Here is a 20577-nt window from a genome sequence, read left to right on the forward strand (position 1 = left end):
GAGTTAAGCATGTTAGCAAAATACTTCTGTGGATTATTGGTGTTAGTTTCCGTGCATGCATGGAGCTATGCGAGTTCTGACGAGAGCCGTTTCATTCCGGCGGAATCAGAACTCTCTTTCATGCTTATATATCCAGAGCTCACACAGAGTATCTATCAAGACACTTCTCTGCCTATCCTTTGGGATTCTCCTGAGCTGGTTAAAGCGTTTGAGTTCCAATTGTCGCTTCTTGAACAAGCGCAAATGGCACCACTCTTCGAGCGACAACTCAAGCAAATCCGTCACTATCAATCCCATGCTCAATGGCAAGAGTTGGACATATTACTTACCGATACTTTTATCTACTACCTGAGCTACGTTGAAAATGCGCCGCTTGCCGGTAAAGATTGGTACTTCTCGGGCAAGTTGCATTCCAAATTACCTGCGCCTTCTCCGCATATTCTGATGAGCTTAAAAAGCAGCGTTGCCAATGATTACTTATTGGAGATGGTGTTGTCTTACGCGCCGCCTGTTGGGGATTTTGACCAATTCAAAGCAACCTATTCGGTGTTAGAAACCGCCTCTGAACTCAATATTGAACGATATAGACAGAAAGGTTTGAAGCGCTTGGGTGACGAGCTTTCAGACAAGACGGTTCTTGTTGAGCGCATTGCTTTGGTTGGTGTTGATACCTCGATGATCGCGGTCGATTTTCCCAAGTTCGATCGAGATCTGCAAAAGGCGATTAAATCTTTCCAACGCATGCACGGTCTTACGGATGATGGGATCATCGGGCCAGACACGATCAAATGGATCAATATGGGCTTTGATGATCGACTTACTTCCCTAGCATTGAACGCCGAGCGTGCCCGCTTATGGCCAAGAAATAGAGACTCACTGATTGTGGTGAATGTACCTAGTTTTGATATGAAGTATTGGGAAGATGGGGAAGAGGTTTTTGAATCTAAAGTTGTGGTTGGGAGAAAATCGAGAAAAACACCACTCTTAGAGATAAAGCTTGATTCGGTTATCTTAAATCCGACTTGGAACGTGCCATGGAAAATCATGGTTAAAGATATCTTGCCTAAAGTAAAAGCCGACGAGAGTTATCTTGAAACACACAATTTTCAAGTGATCGATGGTTGGCGTTCGATGGAAACTGTCGATACTAACGAGATAGATTGGCAAACGATTAACTTTAACTCTTTTCCTTATCGAATGCGCCAGCAAGCAGGCTCTAGTAACGCATTGGGTTTGTATAAGTTCAATACGCCCAACAAGCGAGCCATCTATCTCCATGACACCCCAAGTAAAAGCTTGTTTTACGATGACTTCCGCGCCTATAGCTCTGGTTGTATTCGTGTTGAGCATGCCGAGGAACTCGCGGAGTTGTTATTTGCGACTAAGGTAAAGAAAGTGCCGAATCAGGATGATGAACTTGCGCCCAATACTAAGGTTCGTCTCAAGAAGCGAATTCCAGTGCATATCATTTATCAAACCGTGTTGTTTGAAGAAGGAGGCATACAATACCGCGGTGATATCTACCAATATGATAAAGAGGGCGGTTGATTGAAATATGGTCAAGAAAGGTGATCTTGACTGAAAAATGACAACCAAGCTTCTATTGATAAAATTATAATGAGTATCAATAACTAACCGTGCAAAGGTTACAAATACTAACGTTTTGCACGGTTTTTGTACGTTGACGCAGCAAATTCCATTATGTATCGTGCATTTTTCGTTCGATCTAATTGGTTTTTTTGCTGTATGTCTCAAAGTTTATTTTCACGCCGTCAGTTTCTGACTTACGCTGGTGGTACTGCTGTAGTCGCCTCTCTTACTCCTTCTATCGCTTTCGCTTCATACCCGGATCAACCAAGAACGATTAGAATGAACAATCTTCACACTGGTGAACGATTAGAGACTTGTTATTTCGATGGCACTAACTATGTTGGTGACGAGATGGCACGCCTTAGCAAACTGTGCCGTGACTTCCGCCGCAATGAGATTCATCCAATGGATAAGAACCTGTTTGATCAGATCACTCAGATTCAAAATGTACTGGGTATTCAAAAAGAAGTTCAAATCATCTCTGGCTACCGCTCTCCAGCAACCAACGAAGCGTTGCGCTCTAAGTCGAGTGGTGTCGCTAAAAAGAGCTATCACATGCTTGGTAAAGCGATCGATTTTCGTATCGATGGTGTTGATTTAAAGGAACTGAGAGACGTAGCTAAAAGTCTGCAAGCAGGTGGTGTTGGTTATTACGCTCGTAGTAACTTCATCCACATTGATACTGGTCCAGTTCGCAGCTGGTAGAACTAAGCTGAGTTATTGAGTGATACGGTAGGCACTTGTCAAAGTAGACATCCAATGTCATAGTTTGCCCAAATTTCAGTTTGTTCTAATAATTCGGTTTATTGCTGCTCAGTTTGTTGCTGTTTAGTTTGTTATTGTTGGGTTTGTTGCCAATAACATAGCGATATTCGAGTTGTTCACCAGATTCGCTCTTTAAGGTTTGTATATGTCTCTTAAGTATCAAGTTGTACCTGTTACCTCTTTTTCTCAGAACTGCTCGATTGTGTGGTGTGATGAAACCATGGAAGGCATCGTTGTCGATCCGGGCGGTGATGTTCAACAACTCGCGGCTATCATTGAAGAACTCGGTGTTAAGGTTGTGAACTTGGTACTGACGCACGGTCACTTAGATCATGTTGGCGGTACGGTACCACTTGCTGAGATCTTGAAGGTTGAAATTGTGGGCCCGCATAAGGCAGACAACTTCTGGCTACAAGGTCTAGAGAATCAAAGTCAGATGTTTGGTTTCCCACTGTGTAAAGCTTTTGAACCAAACACTTGGTTAGAAGAGGGCGACAAAGTCACTTTTGGTAATCAAGTGATTGATGTGATTCACACGCCGGGCCACACGCCAGGTCACGTTGTACTGTTCAGTGAGCAAGCTCGTTTAGCGTTTGTGGGTGATGTGTTGTTTAACGGCGCAATTGGCCGTACTGACTTCCCACAAGGTGACTTCAATACGCTTATCGCTTCAATCAAGACTAAGCTTTGGCCACTAGGCAGTGACGTAACATTCGTTCCGGGCCATGGTCCTGAATCGACATTCGGTCGCGAGCGTGCATCAAACCCGTTCGTCGCAGATGAAATGCCTCTGTACTAATTAAATCTTTGATTTTCAAACCGATTATTTGTGTCGATTGATTGAAAATGAAGCTTAGCTTTTGTCCTGAAAGCTAAGCTTTTTTATTGTGTGTGAACTTACTGGTAAACCTTAATCAGAAAGACGTTCAGCGGCAGCCAAGTAGCGTCGAGCCAGCCCCACAAACTCTTCTCCACTCATATTCAAATCATGGGTTGATATGAAAATGTCATAACCGTGGAAGCCCCTTTGATATTTCATTCTGTTGGCAAGCATCGCCTGCAATCCAGAATAGTTTTTAATCACCGCGTTTGGACTGTTTGTCTCATTCGGTGAATCAAGGTTGTCCTGTGATTGGTTATCGTTGAAATTTACGTTGTCGGTATTCTGCGACTCTTTGTATTGGCTTAGTTCGACACAGCCACTTTCAGTACAACGCGCATGGTAATGCGATGAGTCGAGAACCATATCCTCAAAGTTGGACTCTTTGCCTGCTTGTTTGGCTCCTAAGTACAAAAGTGCTCGTTGGCTGAGCAATAATTCACAAGTTATTTTAGGGCAAATCGAATCGAGGTAGGGCGAGTAATCTTTTACTTTAATTCCGACCCAGGGCAGAGGTTGATGCCAACCATCTTGTTCATAAGTGCAAAGACCAATTTTTTGGATGTTACTCCATTTTAAAACCCAACCCCCTTTGTAAAAGTGCTGCTGAAAATGAGTCGGGGTAAGTGTGAACATCACTCGGCTGCGCAGCATCAAATAGTAGCCAGTTCCCAGAAGCGTAATACTGCAAAAAGCACCCACGATCAGTAACTTTGGATTGTCACTGTAGAGCGAAACGATCAAGCAAATGAAGCCTAAAATAATGGCGAGGATACGGTACGAGCGAGTGAATGAAGGCAAAGAGAAATTACTAAGGTGACGAGTGTCCATAGGTAACACCAAGTTTTCATATTTTTGTCTGGATGGATAACCAGTGTATATGACCCTGAATTGATAAGTCGATGTTTAAATAATAGACGCTAGTAGACAATATCGGTATTTTTCGTCGACTTTCGACGCTTCACTCTACAAATAGCTCCTGTTTTTTGGTATAAATCGCGCTTCAAATTTTCACCACTGCGAAAAGAGCAGTGAACTGGAGAAATATTCAATGAGACTTGCTCATAAGCGTAAGGTGCAGGCTAAACTGCAGAAACGCACTAAAGCGGCTGTAGTTAAAGCAGTGGCAACGCCGAAAAAAGCGAAGCCTGTCGCAGAGAAAGTTGTAGCAGAAAAAACTGTAGCAGCAAAACCAGCGGTAGAGAAAGCAGTAGCAGCAACTAAAGAAGTTGCAGTAGCACTGACTCCTAAGCAACAACAAGTTCTAGACATCGTTGTTAGCAATGCTGAAGGCATTAACCCTAAAGGTATCGGCCTAGAAGCTGGTCAAGAAGACGCGAAAGCAGCTTCATGGGCAACAGGCGCATTGAAAAAACTTCTTGAAGAAAACCTAGTAGCGAAAGAGCAGCTAGCAGGTAACAAGGTTATCTACAAAGCTATCTAATCCTGTGGGATTACATTCGCTTCGTTAAGTTTTTAAGCCTCGATTTTCGAGGCTTTTTTGTATCTGGCACATTATGCCAAGTCCGAGCCCAAATCCAAGCCTAAACCTAGGCTCTATAATCTCAATTCCAATTCGATATACGGCTTAACTGATTAGTGTTGTCTCGTGTCAGAGCTTCGAATCAGCAAGCACTAAATTAGGGCGTTAGCTAGGTAGATCAAGAGAGCAAAGCCTTGATTTTTTTCCCTAAAATACAGCAATGAATAGAGCTTCATCACGAAATGGCAATCAATTGTTAAGAGTATTTAATTATTAATACTTAGGTATTTATCAATACGCATTGCCTTGGTGAATATCCAAACTCCTTTGAAATCGACACTATTCAATCATCTCCTACGTAGTTCTACTTAATCCTTTGGTCTAATACGTAACTTTGTTAACGCCATGCGTGCGTGCTCTCCCTGATATCTTGTTGCCTCATCACGGTGCACTCTTATGTTGAATCATAAAAAATGCTCATAGAAAGAGTGTTAACCCAACAAAGGACGTGAACATGAGTCTCATTTCTAACTCCCTCACACGAGTTTTTAAAAACGTTGCAGTAACTGCTGCGGCTTGTTTAGCTTTGGTCGCTACTGGTGCTACAGCCGCTGATAAGGTTTACCGTTTAAAACTTGCGGAAACTTGGGGACCAAACTTCCCAGTTTTCGGTGATGCAACCAAAAACATGGCGGCGATGGCTGAGAAGATGTCGAATGGTCGACTGCAAATCAGAATCGATTCAGCAAACAAACACAAAGCACCTCTTGGCGTTTTTGACATGGTTAAGTCTGGTCAATACGACATGGGTCACTCAGGCTCTTACTACTGGAAAGGTAAAGTTCCAAACACTCTTTACTTCACTTCTATGCCTTTCGGTATGACGCCAGCAGAACAATACGCGTGGTTCTATCACGGTGGTGGTATGGAGTTAATGGAGCAGGTTTACTCTCCACATAACTTGATGTCTTTCCCTGGTGGTAACACGGATATCCAGATGGGGGGTTGGTTTCAAAAAGAGATCAACAGCGTTGAAGATCTACAAGGTCTGAAAATGCGAATCCCGGGCTTTGCAGGCGAGATTCTTGCTGAGCTAGGTGCTAAACCGACGAACATTGCCCCAGGTGAACTTTACACGTCTCTAGAGCGTCGCACGATTGATGCACTAGAGTGGGTAGGTCCATCGCTGGATTTACGAATGGGCTTCCACAAAATCGCGCCTTACTACTACACAGGTTGGCACGAGCCGGGTTCAGAGCTTCAATTCCTAGTGAACAAGCGTACATGGAACAAGCTGCCTGAAGACCTACAAGAAATCTTACGTGTTGCAATGCGTACTGCGGCTTACGACATGTACACACAAGCAACGCACGAAAGTGGTAAGAACTGGGTTTCAATGAAGACAGAATACCCAGATGTACAAGTGAAAGATTTCCCACCAGAGGTTATGTCTGCTCTGAAAGAAGCGAACGATCGCCTACTGGCTGCACATGCTGAGAAAGATGAGCTAGCAAAAGAGATTCAAGCTTCACAAGCAAGCTACCTAGAGCAAGTACGTTCATGGACGGATATTTCACATAGAGCTTATCTAAATAGCCAAGCGAAATAATCGACAGTTGTTGAACTGAATCTAAATGAACCCGAAGCTTTTCTTATTGAGTATTTAAGAGTGAATAAGCCGAGGGTTCATTTAAAACATAATAACTAAGCAGGATAAATCCTGTATTACGCTCAAGAACCTTTTCTACGTCCTACAGCTCGTTACCTCAGCTGCGCGATGTCTTTTCAAATTCCATGGAGTCGGGAATGCGAAGTCTAATTTATATTGAACGCCTGTTTAATCGTATCGGTGACGCACTGGGATGGCTTTCCAGTATGTTGTTTATTTTACTTATCGCCAACGTTGTGTATGACGTTGTCATGAGATATGCCTTCAACGATGTCTCTATCGCTTTCCAAGAGATGGAGTGGCACCTCTTCTCAGCCGTTTTCCTATTAGGTGTTCCTTATGCCATCAAGGCTGGTGGTCATGTGCGAGTGGATGTGTTCTACGAGCAACTGAGCTTCAAGGCACAAGCGATTATTGACCTGCTCGGCACACTGATCTTTCTGATGCCTTTTTGTTTGCTGGTTGCTTGGTTTGGTATTGATGTGGCCAAAGAGAGCTATAACCTCGGTGAAACCTCAGGTGACCCGGGTGGCTTGCCATATCGCTGGATCATCAAAGCTATGATCCCGCTGTCATTCTTCTTAATGGCACTCAGTGGCGTAGGTTTAATCCTGCATTCGCTGAACAAGATTTTTAATCCGCACCTTATCCATGCAAACAATACTCATACAAAGAATAAGTAGAGGCTGAACATGATTGGAATAGTAATGTTTTTCGTAGCCTTGTTTGCACTTTTACTTGGCTTCCCAGTGGCGTTCACCTTTGGTGGTATCGCGTTAATCTTTGGTGTTTGGGCTGAGGGCATTGAAATGTTTGCCTTCATGCCATATCGAATTCAATCCATTATGGAAAACACGGTTCTGATGGCCGTTCCATTGTTTGTTTTTATGGGGCTCGTTCTACAAAAGACCAAGCTTGCTGAGCAGTTGCTTGAGTCTATGGGGCGACTGTTTGGCGGCGTTCGTGGTGGTATCGCGATTTCAACCGTATTAGTAGGTTCACTACTTGCGGCTTCTACTGGCGTGGTTGGTGCTTCTGTTGTTGCTATGGGACTTATCTCCCTACCTGTAATGCTCAAGTACAATTACGACAAAGGCTTAGCCTGCGGCACTATTTGTGCGTCTGGTACGCTAGGGCAGATCATTCCACCCTCCATCGTATTGATTCTATTGGGTGATGTTCTAGGTGTTCCTGTAGGCGACTTGTTCCAAGCGGCGATTTGGCCGGGCGTGATGCTGGTCGGCGCGTACATCGTTTATATCTTGATATACGCAAAGCTACACCCTGAAGCGGCTCAACCTATTGAACGTGATGACTCCATCAGCCGTAAGCAGGAAGTGTTTAATGCACTGAAAGCGATTCTTCCGCCTCTAGCGTTAATCATTGTTGTACTGGGCTCTATCTTCGCAGGTGTTGCTACGCCAACAGAGTCAGCCGCATTAGGTGGCGCGGGTGCGATGATACTTGCACTGCTTTACGGTCAATTTAGTTGGTCGATGGTGTACGAGGCGTCGAAAGAGACGGTGAAAGTAACGGCGATGGTATTTGCTATCTTGTTGGGTGCAACGGCATTCTCAATGGCGTTTACCTACACTGGTGGCGACTATCTGGTTGAAGAGTGGATGCTACAACTGCCAGGTGAAAAATGGGGCTTCCTGATCATTACCATGCTGGTGATTCTGATTCTGGGTTTCTTCATCGACTTCGTAGAGATCTGTTTCATCATCGTGCCGATCATTGCGCCAGTTGCTGAACTGATGGGCATCAACATGACATGGTTCGCTATCCTTATTGCGATGAACCTACAAACTTCCTTCTTAACGCCGCCATTTGGTTTTAGTTTGTTCTATTTAAAAGGCGTAGCACCGAAAGGCGTGACGACTAAGGACATCTACCGAGGTGTGATGCCGTTCATTCTGATTCAAATCCTCGTACTTGGATCACTTCTCGCTTTCCCATCTTTCTATGGAATGTGAGTGAAGCCAAGAATGTGAATGATATGTTTCAACGGCTATCTATAAATTGCTAAAGTAAAACGGCTTATTGATGTTCAGTAAGCCGTTTTTTGTGAGGGAAAGGAATGCCTCTAAAAGCCAAGCTGATTTTGCTGACGTTGCTCCCGTTGCTGCTGGTAACGGCGAGTATTAGTTGGATCTCGCTGCACCAGACTAAGACGTTAGGCGCTAAAGAAGTCGAGATCTTTAGAGACAGCCTAATCAAGTCGCGTGAAAACGCCCTCAAAGACACGGTTGATCTCGCGTTCGACGCCATAGAACACGTCTATAACGATCCAAATATCCAAGAAGCCCAAGCCAAAAAAAAAGTTCGAACCATATTGTCTAAACTTAGATATGGCTCTGATGGGTACTTCTTCGCATACGATCGCCTCGGGACCAACTTGGTTCATCCAATTCAGCCAGAATTGATAGGCCAAAACCTACTCCAACTGCAAGATGAAGATGGCGATTTTCTGATAGAGGCTCTGTTAAGAGAAGCGCAAACCGGAGGCGGGTTTCACCAGTATTTGTGGCAAAAACCGTCGACGGGTGAGGTGGTGTCTAAGCTGAGCTACGCCGCTTGGTTAGAGCGTTGGGACTGGATGATTGGCACGGGTTTGTATATTGAAGACGTGCACCAAGAAGTGGCTTCGATGCAGGCTGCGATCAACAAGAATATTGAAACCACGTTCTTCTCGATTGTGGTGATTCTTAGCGTGACGGTGGCGGTTATTATCGTGCTGACGTTGGCCATTAACATGCATGAACATCGAATCGCGGATAATAATTTAAAAGAGCTCGCCCATAAAACGGTGATGTTCCAAGAAGACGAGAAGAAGCATTTAGCGCGAGAGCTACATGACGGTATTAATCAATTATTAGTATCAAGTCGTTGCCACTTAGAACTACTTGGTAATAAGTTACAAAATGAAAACCTCAAAGCGCATTTGAATAAGTCGCAGCATTCATTGATGCGAGCGATCGAAGAGGTGAGGCACATCTCGCATCAACTTCGCCCAAGTTCTTTGGATGATATCGGCTTAGAAGCGGCTCTGTCTTCGTTGTTATTGGATTTTCAGGCGCACTCGGGCATTGAGGTTGAAACCTTGTTTAGTACTCAGCCCGGAAAATTGAAATCAGAGGCCGCGACGACCTTATATCGAGTGGTGCAAGAGTCCCTAAATAACATAGAGAAACACGCACAAGCGACCAAAGTAACGGTTATCGCACAGCAAATTGGCAACGTGTTACAGCTTCTAATCCAAGACAACGGTGTCGGTTTCAACACCTATAAAGCGATGGAAAAACGAGGGATCGGTCTACGTAACATGAGAGAGCGAGTGGAATTCATCGGTGGTGATTTTGAATTGATGAGTGAGATTGGCCTTGGAACGGAAATTACAGTGTTACTGACACTAGAGGGATTAATGAATGAGTGAAGTTATTCGAGTTGTGATCGCTGACGATCACCAAGTGGTACTGGATGGCTTTATGGCGAGATTGGAACTTGAGCCAGATATTAGCGTGATAGGTACGGCCAGTAATGGATTAGAAGCGGTTGAGGTCGTTAAGTCTCTGCGCCCTGATGTGGTGTTGATGGACATCAGTATGCCTATCATGAACGGCATTGATGCGACCCATCTGATTAAAGAAGAAGACCCAGAAGCGAAGGTGTTGATGCTGACCATGCATAACAACCGTGAATACATCATGAAGGTGATGCAATCGGGCGCAGTCGGCTATATGTTGAAAGAGATTTCGGCTGAAAAAATGGTGCAAGCGATCAAAACGGTCAATCAAGGCTCGACCTATTTTTGTGAAAAAGTCACGCAGAATTTGTTTACTCAGCCGATTACTCCCACGCAATCTGTGAAGAATCCATTGAGCAGGCGTGAAGAAGCGGTATTGAAATTAGTCGCAAAAGGGGAGAGCAGTAAAGAGATCGCGAAGGGTTTGAATATCAGTTACCGAACGGTTGAAACCCACAGACAAAACATCAAGCATAAACTGGATATTCACTCTACGGCAGAGCTTGCTAAGTACGCTGTCAATTCGGGGCTTGTGGAGTAATCGTACGCTAAATGACACTAAATGTGTAATTTAATTACTAAATGTGTAATTCAGCCCTGCTTTTTGGAGGTTTTTTTAGTATTTTTGCGACAGATTGATATTCTTCTTTTCGAAATTTAGGTGCAGAATGCAATGTTGCAAACTGTGCGCTACCAATTAGAGAGGAAGCATGGAGCCTGTAAAAGATAGGTATAGTATTGAAAATACCGATTATACAGTAGGACAAGATAACGTTCAGAAATGGGGTTTTGATGTTCATAACCCAGTATTTGGAATCAGTGCAGGAGCGATCATTGTCTTCTTGGTTGCACTTCTAGTCGCAGATCCAGAAACCGCAAAAGCGGCACTGGATGGAATCAAATGGAAAGTCATCGGTAACTTCGATGGTTTCTTCATGTGGGCAGCTAACATCTTCGTTATCTTCTGTTTTGCCCTCATTGTCTCCCCGTATGGCAAGATACGTATTGGTGGCAATGATGCCAAAGCAGAGCACTCTAACCTGTCTTGGATGTCGATGTTATTCGCCGCAGGAATGGGTATTGGCCTGATGTTCTGGGGTGTAGCTGAACCCGTCGCTTACTTCACAGGTTGGTATGAAACACCGCTCGGTGTTGAAGCTTATTCTCCTGAAGCGGCTAAGTTGGCATTAGGTGCAACCATCTACAACTGGGGTCTTCACGGTTGGTCGATTTACGCTGTTGTTGCTCTAGCCCTCGCTTTCTTCACCTTCAATAAAGGCTTACCGCTTTCAATTCGCTCAATCTTTTACCCACTATTGGGTGATAGAACTTGGGGTTGGTTTGGTCATATTGTTGATATCGTGGCGGTATTGGCAACGCTATTTGGCCTTGCAACATCATTGGGCCTAGGCGCACAACAAGCGACCAGTGGTATTAACCATGTGTTTGGTACCGACGGTGGTATTGGCATGCAGCTAGTTGTTATCGCAGTGGTTACTTTCTTAGCAACAATGTCAGTCATTCGCGGCATTAACGGTGGTGTAAAGGTTCTGAGTAACATCAATATGTTGGTTGCTTTGGGTTTACTTATCTTTGTGACGATTGCTGGTGGTATGGCGGGTATTAAAGCAATCCCAACCGCACTAATGGGCTACATTGAAAACTTTATTCCTCTAAGTAATCCTCATGGTCGTGATGATGAAACTTGGATGCAAGGCTGGACGGTATTCTACTGGGCTTGGTGGATGTCTTGGTCACCATTCGTTGGTATGTTCATCGCTCGTATCTCTAAAGGTCGTACTATTCGTGAATTCATCGTCGCTGTATTGTTCATCCCAACGACAGTAATCATCATCTGGATGGCTATTTTCGGTGGTATCGCGATTGATCAAGTGGCGAACAAGGTGGGTGAGATAGGCGTGAATGGTTTGCAAGATATTACGCTTTCTCTATTCCACACTTATGATGCGCTACCAATGAGTTCTATGCTTTCTGTAGTATCGATTGGTTTGATTATGGTGTTCTTCATCACCTCGTCAGATTCAGGCTCATTAGTTATCGACAGCATTACTTCTGGCGGTAAAGTTGATGCCCCTGTTCCTCAACGTGTATTTTGGGCGTTGATGGGCGGTGCGATTGCAGCCGTTCTATTGTGGGTTGGCGGTACGGAATCCATTCAAGCACTGCAAGCTGGAACGGTATCAATGGCGCTACCATTTGCGTTCATATTATTGCTTATGTGCCTAAGCTTATTGTTAGGTTTACGAACTGAAAATCAATTGGTTAAACACCGAAATGCTTTGAGTTGAAAGTAATATTGAATTAAAGGCCGACATGTTCGGATTTTTTTTCAACATTAATTTGAGTATTTACGTGAATATTGGATGAAAACCAAACGAACCGCTTCAGGTTTACTGAAAACAATAAGTTAACCTGCTAAACTTCAGACATCCAAGTATTTGAATTAATGTGACAACAGCTTGTGCTACTTGGATTGTAGGTTCGAGTTTGTGATTAGGTCACAGGTAAGTAAGGGATATTAGTAGTATTCCGTAGAGAGGGATAATGACTAAAGGTATAGATAAATACAGTATCGACAGTACCGATTACACTGTTGGTCAGGATAACGTCCAAAAATGGGGTTTCGACGTACATAACCCAGTATTTGGCATTAGTGCAGGTTTGATTGCTCTGTTTTTGATTGGTGTTCTGGTTACTGATACTGCATCAGCGAAGGCCGCACTGGATGGCGTTAAAGGGCAAATCATCAATTCATTCGATTGGCTGTTCATCTGGTCAGGCAATATTTTTGTAATCTTCTGCTTAGGCTTGATCGTTTCTCCGTTTGGTAAAATCCGCCTTGGTGGTGTTGATGCAACGGCAGATTACTCGTTCATGTCTTGGTTATCCATGTTGTTCGCAGCAGGTATGGGTATCGGATTGATGTTCTGGAGTGTGGCAGAGCCAGCGGCTTACTACACTGGTTGGTTTGAGACGCCACTTGGCGTAGAGCCGAACACACCAGAGGCGGCAAAACTGGCGCTGGGCGCAACCATGTATCACTGGGGGCTGCACCCTTGGGCTATTTATGGCGTGGTTGCTCTTTCGTTAGCATTCTTCTCTTACAACAAGGGATTGCCGCTTTCGATTCGTTCTATCTTTTACCCAATTTTAGGTGATAGAGCTTGGGGCTGGGCAGGTCACATTGTTGATATTCTTGCTGTACTTGCAACGCTATTTGGTCTGGCGACATCGTTAGGTCTTGGTGCACAACAAGCGGCAAGTGGTATTCAGCATGTATTCGGCATTGAAGCGGGCTTAGGTCTGCAAGTTATTGTGATTACAGCGGTGACTTTATTGGCGGTAGTATCAGTACTTCGTGGTATTGATGGTGGCGTTAAAGTTATCAGTAACATCAACATGTTGGTGGCTTTCCTACTGCTTATCTTAGTGGCTCTAATCGGCTACGCGGTGACTTTAGGTTCTATCCCAACGACATTGATGGCATACATTGAAAACATCATTCCGTTGAGTAACCCTCACGGTCGTGAAGATGAAACGTGGATGCACGGTTGGACTGTATTCTACTGGGCTTGGTGGATCTCATGGTCTCCATTCGTAGGTATGTTTATCGCACGTGTTTCTAAAGGTCGTACCGTTCGTGAGTTCATCACAGCAGTACTGATTGTACCGACTACAGTGACTATCATTTGGATGTCAGTATTCGGTGGCATGGCGATTGACCAAATCGTGAATAACGTTGGTATTCTTGGTCAAGACGGCCTAACAGATGTATCACTAGCAATGTTCCAAATGTTTGATGCACTGCCGTTCGGGACTCTGCTTTCAATCATTGCGGTTGTATTGGTTCTAGTATTCTTCATTACATCGTCTGACTCAGGCTCTCTAGTAATCGACAGCATCACCGCGGGTGGTAAAGTTGATACGCCTGTGCCTCAACGTGTGTTCTGGGCGTTCCTTGAAGGTGCGATTGCTGTGGCTCTATTGTGGGTTGGTGGTACTGAAGCAGTACAAGCTCTACAAGCGGGTGCAATCTCGACGGCATTACCATTTACCATCATTCTATTACTGATGTGTGTGAGCTTGCTAATGGGTATGCGTACAGAAAAACGCTAGGCTTTTTAAGCTGAAATCTACTGCAATTTATACGCAGTAGAACGGTAAACAATATGAAGGCAGAAGAGGAAACTCTTCTGCCTTTTTTGTTTCCTCTTTACCGTGTTTTCTTGTCTCTTTTAAGCATGTGAAGTGCGATAAAAATGTTAATAACCGTAGAGACAACATCGCCTTAAATTTGGCGATAAGCCAAGGATTTGACATTACTTAAGCTTATGGTTTGCTTAAAATTATATTCCAATATTAAATTGTGAAATCGCTCGAATTTAATACTAATATTGGGTAGTATGCGCGAGATTTCCCACCACTCGTGAAACTTTGACATGAAACTAACACTAAAGCAGAAGTTGATAGGCGCTAGCCTATCTGCTGTTGTCGTTATGGCTACAGCGTTGACTTGGTTGTCAGCAAACCAATTATTTGAACAGACTCGTAATGGCGTATACCTACGAGCTGAAAGCGTATCTGAAGCAGCATCTGAAGGTATTAAAAACTGGATTGATATCCGTACTGATATCGCATCAGCATTTAATGACTTTTCACGAGAGGATGATGTTGTTCCTTTCCTTAGACAAGCTCGTGTAGCGGGTGGCTTTGACGATATCTTTTTAGGTACTCCAGAAGGTGGAATGTACCGTTCACATCCTGAACGTAATCGTGCAGATTACGATCCTCGTCAACGTCCTTGGTACCAAGAAGCAAACGCTGCAGGTAAGCAAATCATTACTACGGCTTACCAAGATGCAATCACCAAAGCACTTCTAGTAACGATCGCAGAACCTGTTCGCCACAATGGCCAACTTGTTGGTGTTGTTGGTGCAGACGTACTGATCGACCAGTTGGTTAACGATGTAATCAGCCTTGATGTTGGTGACAACGCTTACGCAATGCTAATTGATGCCTCTGACGGCACATTTCTAGCACACCCAGATTCAGCACTAAGCTTGAAGCCGGTAAGCCAGCTTTCAAACGATATCTCTATGCCTATCATCGAAAACGCAGTGCGTACGGGTAGCATCGAGATCATCAAAGAGCGCGGCGCAGACAAGCTGCTTTACTTCACGAAGGTGCCTAACACTAACTGGATCTTCGCGGTTCAGATGGACAAAGCAACAGAAGAAGCGAACCACTCAACGCTACTTACTCAGCTGATCATCACTGCTGTCGTTATTACGCTCATCGTAATCGTACTCGTGTCTTGGTTAGTAAGCTTCCTATTCCGCGACCTAAACCGCGTTTCAGCAGCACTTGAAGAAATTGCTTCAGGTGAGGGCGATCTTACTCAACGCCTTGAGCCTAAGAGCGACGACGAAATTGGTCAGCTTGCAGCAAACTTCAACCGCTTTGTGGGTAACATGCACACCATGGTGATCAAGCTAAGCGAAGTATCTGCTGCGCTAGGCAACCAAGCACGTCAAACGGCTTCTCAAGCTGAAGAACGTAGTGCTCGTATCCAAATGCAACAAGACGAGATCAACATGGTAGCAACAGCCGTTAATGAAATGGCTGCAGCAACACAAGAGATCGCAGGTAACGCAGACCACACTGCACAGAACTCATCTGAAGCGGTTGGCGCGTGTGAGCACGGTACTGGTCAAGTGACACAGACTCAAAGCTCTATCCAAAACCTTGCTCAAGAAGTTCAAATCGCAACTAACGTGATTCTCGAGCTTGAAGAGCACGGCAACAGCATCAACGCTATCTTGTCTAACATTCAAGGTATTGCAGAACAAACGAACCTACTTGCACTTAACGCCGCTATTGAAGCAGCACGTGCCGGTGAGCAAGGTCGTGGTTTCGCAGTAGTAGCGGATGAAGTTCGAGTTCTGAGCCAACGTACACACGGTTCAACGCAAGAAATTCAACAAACGATTGAGTTGCTGCAAGGTACAACAGGCAAAGCGGTTAACATCATGAACGATAGCCGTACACTTGCTGAAACCAGTGTTGATGACGCGAACTCAGCGGCTGCAAGCCTAACGCAAATCCATGCTGCTGTTGAACGCATCAGTGACATGGCAACACAGATTGCTTCTGCTGCAGAAGAGCAAGCGTCAGTAACGTCTGAGATCACTCGTAACACTGAAGGAATCCGTGACGTATCTAACGAGCTAGCAGACGAAGCACACCAAGCTGCAGAGCAAGCTGCGCAGCTTTCTGAACTGTCTCACGAGCTAGAAAGCGAAATCAGCCGCTTCAAGCTGTAATCGAAGCCAATATAATAAAGCCCCGACTTAGGTTGGGGCTTTGATGTATCTGTACAATCTAGACTAACGAGTTATTTAAACTCAAACTTGCCCTTCATGATTGCCCAGTGGCCCGGGAATGAACATAGGAAAGAGTAGTCGCCACCGGCTGTCATTTTCTCTGTGCTGAAAGTGATTGAGGTTGACTCGCCACCACCGATAACACGAGTGAAGGCGTAAACGCGGCTGTCGTCAGGTTTTACGTAGTTATTGTCGATACCTGCCGACATACCATCGATGCCTACTGCTTGTAGCGACGCAGTGTCTGTTATAACGACGTTGTGACCCATTGATTGGGCTGGCATAGAACCAGTATGGTTTAGCGTCAGCTTCACTTCTTTACAGCTCGCTGGAACGCTTAATGTGTCAGTTGAAAATTTCATTTGATCACTAGCATCAATCGATACTTCACATTCCGAGCTCGCTTGAGCGGTAAAGCTAGCACCTACAAGCGCTATCGTTGTTGCGATTAATCGTAAAGACATACACTGTTCTCCATTATTTTAGGGGGAGGTTATTCCATGAGGTTGATTGATACGTATTATCCTAGAAAGATGATCATAGTAATGTGCTACGACTTGAATTGTGTGCAACTCGTTGCTTTGTAAATGGTAAGTTTTTGTAGGAAAGGGCAAAACTAATCAGCGCATGAACAACCGTTTAGGGGGGAATGGTTGCTCGAGACTAGAATCGCAGACAACAAAAAGCCCGAGCATAAACTCGGGCCTTGAATAGTTTTCTTGATAGCTTAAGGGGAAGCTAGATTGCCTGACGAAGTTGGAAATAACGTCCTTCTTCGCTTAACAGTTTCTCATGAGAGCCGTTTTCAACAATCTCGCCTTGTTCAATCAGAACGATAGAATCCATCGCTTCCAGACCAATCAAACGGTGCGTAATGAAGATAACCGTCTTGCCTTCGAAGTGTTTCTCGAACAGCGCCATGATGCTCTGCTCAGTTTGCTTATCTAAGCCTTCTGTCGGCTCATCTAGAAGCAGGATAGGGGCATCATGAAGAATCGCACGTGCGATACCAATACGGCGCTTCTCACCACCAGACAGTTGACGACCACCGTCACCTAACCAGCTATCAAGTGCATTATTCTCAAGCAGCTTTTCTAGGCCAACGTCTTTTAGGATGTTCGCTAAGTGATCATCGGTCGCTTCTGGTCTTGCAATCAACAAGTTGTCGCGCAAAGTACCATTTAGAATGTCGACACGCTGGCTTACCACACTGATTGATTCACGAAGCTGTGATTCATTCCACTGCGTCAGTTCAATGCCCGCGATTGATATGTAGCCCTTTTTAGGATCCCAGTAGCGAGTCAGAAGCTGAATCAGAGTCGATTTACCAGAACCTGTTTGGCCCACAATCGCAACCTTGTGCGTTGCAGGAATCGTTAGGTCGACAGCGTTCAGAACACTGCGCTCAGAGTCAGGGTAGTTGAACGTCACGTTTGAGAACGTAATATCCAGTGGCTTGTTGATGTCGAGCTTCTCTTCAGCAAACTGAACTTCAGGTTCTGACAGAATCACTTCGTTCAAGCGACGAGCAGAAGACAGAGTTTGACCTAAATGCTGGAACGCACCTGCAATTGGCATTAATAGCTCGAAGCTTGCCATAGTTGCGAATGCCATTAGCGCGATGAACGGGTCTGGTGCATTACCACCTACACCGTCAGCCGCAAGCCAAAGCATCAGAACCAGCGTCAAACCGTTGAACAGCATGAGCGCTGCTGAAGCCATACCGGTTAGGTTAGCGTTCACAAACTGGTTCGCCATCAGCTTGCGTTGCGTTTCTAGAATCGCATTACGGTAACGCTCCTCAGCACCGAACAGAGTTAGCTCGCTGTAGCCTTCAATCCAATCCAGAGTGGTAACACGAAGATCCGCTTTGTTTTGTGTCAGTTCACCGCCGTTACGTTTACCCAGCTTGTAGAACAAGATTGGCCAAACCAACAGCATGACAAGAAGGATAGAACCTAAGATTAAACCTAGTGAGCTATCAAACCACATCAAGAACAGAGTCAGGAAGAAGATCCCAAACACACCCACCGTCACTGGGCTTACTAAGCGCAAGTAAACGTGGTCCATTGCATCGACATCAGCAACCAAACGGTTCAGTAGGTCAGCATCACGAAGGTTTGAAATACGACCTGGGATCAGCGGAGCCAGCTTCTTAAAGAAGAAGATACGCAGATCAGTCAGTAGTTTGAATGTCGCATTGTGGCTCACAACACGTTCACCCCAACGACCCGCAGTACGGCTCATTGCCAAACCACGTACACCACCACCCGGCAGCATGTAGTTGAAGGTTTCACGCGCAATCGTAAGGCCAGCAACCGCAGAAGCTGAAATGAACCAACCCGATAGCGTTAACAAGCCGATAGAAGCCGACAGAGTAGCAAAAGCCAATAGCATGCCTAGCGATAGGCCAAACCAATGCTTTTTATAGAGTTTCAGGTAAGGCAGTAAATCACGCATCTAAATTACCCTTATTGTCTTGTTGAGCTAAGTTCGCGTTCAGCATCTCTTCGAATAAACCACCCGCAGTCGAAAGCTGAGAGTAATGACCTTGTTCCACAAGACCACCATCGCGCATAACCAGAATGTTATCGACCGATTGAAGAGGAGCAAGTTGGTGCGTCACAAGCAGGGCAGTGCGACTTTCGATGTTGCTATTAATGCCTTTCATCACTAACTGCTCACTGCGAGTATCTAGGCTGGCAGTAGGTTCATCTAACAACCAGAATTGGCCGTCTTGAATCATTGCGCGAGCCAAAGCCAAACGCTGAGATTGACCAACAGATAGGCCACCAGAACGGTCAGAAATCATGTAATCCAAGCCGTGCTCGGTTACAAATTCGTTAGCAAAAGATTGCTCTAGTGCGTTTTGAACTGTTTGATCGGTAATATCTTGCTTACCTAGAGTGACGTTGTCACGAATGCTGCCGTGAAGCAACAGTGGGTTTTGACCAACCCAGCTGATCGTCTTACGCCAAGGTGCCAAGTCTAAATCACGCAACTCAACGCCATTGATTTTCAAGCTTCCTTCATAAGGCATGAAACCAAGGATGGCGTTGATCAAACTTGTTTTACCCGCACCGCTTGGGCCAACTAACGCAGTCGATTGGCGAGTGTTAAGTGCGAACGAGATAGGACCAACCAGTTGAACACCTTCAGGGCTCAATACTTTCAGATCTTGAGCTTCAATATTGATGCCTTGAGCCGGGTCTAACTGAGTGTCGCCTGATTTAACTTTAGTGATGTCTGTTTCTAGGAACTCGACAATACTTTCCGCTGCGCCAACCGCTTGTTGCTTCGCGTGGTAGAAAGTACCTAAGTCACGCAGAGGTTGGTAAAACTCTGGCGCTAAGATAAGGATAAACAAACCTGCGAATAGCGTAATGCCTGCACCGTAGTGGCCGAAGTTCAGCTCACCGATGTAGGTGAAACCAAAGTAAACCGCCGTCATCGCGATAGAGATCGACGTGAAGAACTCAAGTACCGCAGAAGACAAGAAAGCGATTTTCAACACATCCATGGTGCGCGTTCTGAACACTTCAGATGCACCTTTCAATACTTCTGTTTCAGCGTTGGTGCGGTCAAATAGACGAATAGTCGTCATGGACTGCAAACGGTCGTAAAAGTGACCAGAAAGACGCTGCAGCGCTTTGAAGTTTTTACGGTTTGCATCGGCCGCTTTCATACCCACAAGTGCCATGAACATCGGTACCAGTGGAGCAGTAATCAAGAAGATCAGTCCTGCTGCCCAGTTCACTGGGAACACCACAACCAAAATAATGAATGGAATCATTACCGATAAAGACATCTGAGGTAAGTAACGAGAGAAGAAGTCTTGCATGTCTTCTACTTGTTCTAGCAACAGCGTTGCCCACGTACCGGCAGGTTTGCCTTTAATGTAAGCTGGGCCTAACTCACGTAACTTATCAAGGATGAGTTGCCTTATATAAACACGGATCTGTTCACCACAGCGATAACCTGCGATTTCACGTCCCCATGTACAGCCAGCACGGCCAACGACCGATAATGCCAAGCCTGCGAAATGACCAACCAGTTCAGATTTATCGACATTCTCGATGATCAGCTGGTGAAGAATAGAGGCGAGAAGAGCTGCTTGAGCAATTAAGAACACGCTTGAAAGTACGCCAAGGCTAATCGCAATCATAAGCCAGCGTTTCGCTAACTTACTCTGTTGCTTAAGCCACTTGTTCAAGCTGCGTTGTTTTTTCTTATCCATTATGAAGGCTTAATGATAATTAT

At 45.0% G+C, this 20577-nt stretch carries 16 protein-coding genes; 12 read left to right on the top strand and 4 right to left on the bottom strand.

Features of this window, described 5'->3' with window-relative positions:
- Positions 1-9: 9 nt before the first annotated feature.
- The 3 genes from AB6D93_RS08065 (at position 10) to AB6D93_RS08075 (ending at position 3154) form a co-directional block, all read left to right on the top strand.
- A complete protein-coding gene (locus tag AB6D93_RS08065; protein ID WP_102332083.1) occupies positions 10-1548 on the top strand; it encodes a murein L,D-transpeptidase in 1539 nt (512 codons plus the stop codon).
- A 198-nt stretch (positions 1549-1746) separates the two neighbouring features.
- Positions 1747-2295 (top strand): YcbK family protein, encoded by a 549-nt coding sequence (locus tag AB6D93_RS08070; RefSeq protein ID WP_017066830.1) that lies wholly within the window; start codon positions 1747-1749, stop codon positions 2293-2295.
- Between the two features lie 205 nt (positions 2296-2500).
- Positions 2501-3154 carry an MBL fold metallo-hydrolase gene (locus AB6D93_RS08075; protein WP_017060954.1) on the top strand — a complete coding sequence of 218 codons (654 nt, stop codon included), beginning with the start codon at positions 2501-2503 and terminating at the stop codon, positions 3152-3154.
- A gap of 111 nt (positions 3155-3265) precedes the next feature.
- Here AB6D93_RS08075 and AB6D93_RS08080 read toward each other — a convergent pair whose 3' ends face one another.
- Entirely contained in the window at positions 3266-4066 is an 801-nt protein-coding gene (locus AB6D93_RS08080) for a DUF2982 domain-containing protein (protein ID WP_102332084.1), read from the bottom strand.
- 220 nt (positions 4067-4286) lie between these two features.
- Between AB6D93_RS08080 and AB6D93_RS08085 the strand changes: the two genes are divergently transcribed.
- The 9 genes from AB6D93_RS08085 (at position 4287) to AB6D93_RS08125 (ending at position 16257) form a co-directional block, all read left to right on the top strand.
- The gene (locus AB6D93_RS08085; RefSeq protein ID WP_017060956.1) at positions 4287-4679 is read left to right on the top strand and encodes a hypothetical protein; all 393 of its coding nucleotides are present in this window, start codon (positions 4287-4289) and stop codon (positions 4677-4679) included.
- A 553-nt stretch (positions 4680-5232) separates the two neighbouring features.
- Entirely contained in the window at positions 5233-6327 is a 1095-nt protein-coding gene (locus tag AB6D93_RS08090) for a TRAP transporter substrate-binding protein (RefSeq protein WP_017060957.1), read from the top strand.
- 197 nt (positions 6328-6524) lie between these two features.
- Positions 6525-7070 carry a TRAP transporter small permease subunit gene (locus AB6D93_RS08095; protein ID WP_052879091.1) on the top strand — a complete coding sequence of 182 codons (546 nt, stop codon included), beginning with the start codon at positions 6525-6527 and terminating at the stop codon, positions 7068-7070.
- 9 nt (positions 7071-7079) lie between these two features.
- On the top strand, positions 7080-8363 hold the full coding sequence (locus tag AB6D93_RS08100; protein WP_029235146.1) for a TRAP transporter large permease subunit: 1284 nt from the start codon (positions 7080-7082) through the stop codon (positions 8361-8363).
- Between the two features lie 104 nt (positions 8364-8467).
- On the top strand, positions 8468-9823 hold the full coding sequence (locus AB6D93_RS08105; RefSeq protein WP_102332085.1) for a cache domain-containing protein: 1356 nt from the start codon (positions 8468-8470) through the stop codon (positions 9821-9823).
- Entirely contained in the window at positions 9816-10454 is a 639-nt protein-coding gene (locus AB6D93_RS08110; RefSeq protein WP_004733393.1) for a response regulator transcription factor, read from the top strand. Before AB6D93_RS08105 ends, AB6D93_RS08110 begins: the two co-directional genes overlap by 8 nt.
- Before the next feature lie 169 nt (positions 10455-10623).
- Positions 10624-12222, top strand: coding sequence for a BCCT family transporter (locus tag AB6D93_RS08115; protein ID WP_102332086.1), 1599 nt, complete (start codon positions 10624-10626; stop codon positions 12220-12222).
- Between the two features lie 256 nt (positions 12223-12478).
- Positions 12479-14050, top strand: a complete 1572-nt coding sequence (locus AB6D93_RS08120) for a BCCT family transporter (RefSeq protein WP_102332087.1) — start codon at positions 12479-12481, stop codon at positions 14048-14050.
- A gap of 323 nt (positions 14051-14373) precedes the next feature.
- Positions 14374-16257 carry a methyl-accepting chemotaxis protein gene (locus AB6D93_RS08125; protein ID WP_017070254.1) on the top strand — a complete coding sequence of 628 codons (1884 nt, stop codon included), beginning with the start codon at positions 14374-14376 and terminating at the stop codon, positions 16255-16257.
- Positions 16258-16328: 71 nt separating this feature from the next.
- On the opposite strand, the gene azu is transcribed toward AB6D93_RS08125, so the two are convergent.
- The 3 genes from azu to cydD all read right to left on the bottom strand — a co-directional run bounded on the left by azu (position 16329) and on the right by cydD (position 20554).
- The gene (gene azu / locus AB6D93_RS08130) at positions 16329-16781 is read right to left on the bottom strand and encodes an azurin (RefSeq protein ID WP_017063577.1); all 453 of its coding nucleotides are present in this window, start codon (positions 16779-16781) and stop codon (positions 16329-16331) included.
- A 274-nt stretch (positions 16782-17055) separates the two neighbouring features.
- The gene (cydC, locus tag AB6D93_RS08135; protein WP_102332088.1) at positions 17056-18777 is read right to left on the bottom strand and encodes a heme ABC transporter ATP-binding protein/permease CydC; all 1722 of its coding nucleotides are present in this window, start codon (positions 18775-18777) and stop codon (positions 17056-17058) included.
- Positions 18770-20554 carry a heme ABC transporter permease/ATP-binding protein CydD gene (cydD, locus tag AB6D93_RS08140; RefSeq protein ID WP_102332089.1) on the bottom strand — a complete coding sequence of 595 codons (1785 nt, stop codon included), beginning with the start codon at positions 20552-20554 and terminating at the stop codon, positions 18770-18772. The genes cydC and cydD overlap by 8 nt, the downstream gene beginning before the upstream one ends.
- Between the last annotated feature and the right edge of the window lie 23 nt (positions 20555-20577).

The organism is Vibrio sp. 10N.247.310.23 (assembly GCF_041467155.1).
In the GTDB taxonomy this organism is placed as follows: domain Bacteria; phylum Pseudomonadota; class Gammaproteobacteria; order Enterobacterales; family Vibrionaceae; genus Vibrio; species Vibrio crassostreae_C.

What these genes read in the sequence shown, in the direction of transcription:
- cydC (WP_102332088.1), bottom strand. Translation starts at nt 18,777, where the DNA reads ATGCGTGATTTACTGCCTTACCTGAAACTCTATAAAAAGCATTGGTTT.
- AB6D93_RS08100 (WP_029235146.1), top strand. Translation starts at nt 7,080, where the DNA reads ATGATTGGAATAGTAATGTTTTTCGTAGCCTTGTTTGCACTTTTACTT.
- AB6D93_RS08125 (WP_017070254.1), top strand. Translation starts at nt 14,374, where the DNA reads ATGAAACTAACACTAAAGCAGAAGTTGATAGGCGCTAGCCTATCTGCT.
- AB6D93_RS08075 (WP_017060954.1), top strand. Translation starts at nt 2,501, where the DNA reads ATGTCTCTTAAGTATCAAGTTGTACCTGTTACCTCTTTTTCTCAGAAC.
- AB6D93_RS08065 (WP_102332083.1), top strand. Translation starts at nt 10, where the DNA reads ATGTTAGCAAAATACTTCTGTGGATTATTGGTGTTAGTTTCCGTGCAT.
- AB6D93_RS08110 (WP_004733393.1), top strand. Translation starts at nt 9,816, where the DNA reads ATGAGTGAAGTTATTCGAGTTGTGATCGCTGACGATCACCAAGTGGTA.
- AB6D93_RS08095 (WP_052879091.1), top strand. Translation starts at nt 6,525, where the DNA reads ATGCGAAGTCTAATTTATATTGAACGCCTGTTTAATCGTATCGGTGAC.
- AB6D93_RS08070 (WP_017066830.1), top strand. Translation starts at nt 1,747, where the DNA reads ATGTCTCAAAGTTTATTTTCACGCCGTCAGTTTCTGACTTACGCTGGT.
- AB6D93_RS08090 (WP_017060957.1), top strand. Translation starts at nt 5,233, where the DNA reads ATGAGTCTCATTTCTAACTCCCTCACACGAGTTTTTAAAAACGTTGCA.
- AB6D93_RS08120 (WP_102332087.1), top strand. Translation starts at nt 12,479, where the DNA reads ATGACTAAAGGTATAGATAAATACAGTATCGACAGTACCGATTACACT.
- azu (WP_017063577.1), bottom strand. Translation starts at nt 16,781, where the DNA reads ATGTCTTTACGATTAATCGCAACAACGATAGCGCTTGTAGGTGCTAGC.
- cydD (WP_102332089.1), bottom strand. Translation starts at nt 20,554, where the DNA reads ATGGATAAGAAAAAACAACGCAGCTTGAACAAGTGGCTTAAGCAACAG.
- AB6D93_RS08115 (WP_102332086.1), top strand. Translation starts at nt 10,624, where the DNA reads ATGGAGCCTGTAAAAGATAGGTATAGTATTGAAAATACCGATTATACA.
- AB6D93_RS08080 (WP_102332084.1), bottom strand. Translation starts at nt 4,066, where the DNA reads ATGGACACTCGTCACCTTAGTAATTTCTCTTTGCCTTCATTCACTCGC.
- AB6D93_RS08085 (WP_017060956.1), top strand. Translation starts at nt 4,287, where the DNA reads ATGAGACTTGCTCATAAGCGTAAGGTGCAGGCTAAACTGCAGAAACGC.
- AB6D93_RS08105 (WP_102332085.1), top strand. Translation starts at nt 8,468, where the DNA reads ATGCCTCTAAAAGCCAAGCTGATTTTGCTGACGTTGCTCCCGTTGCTG.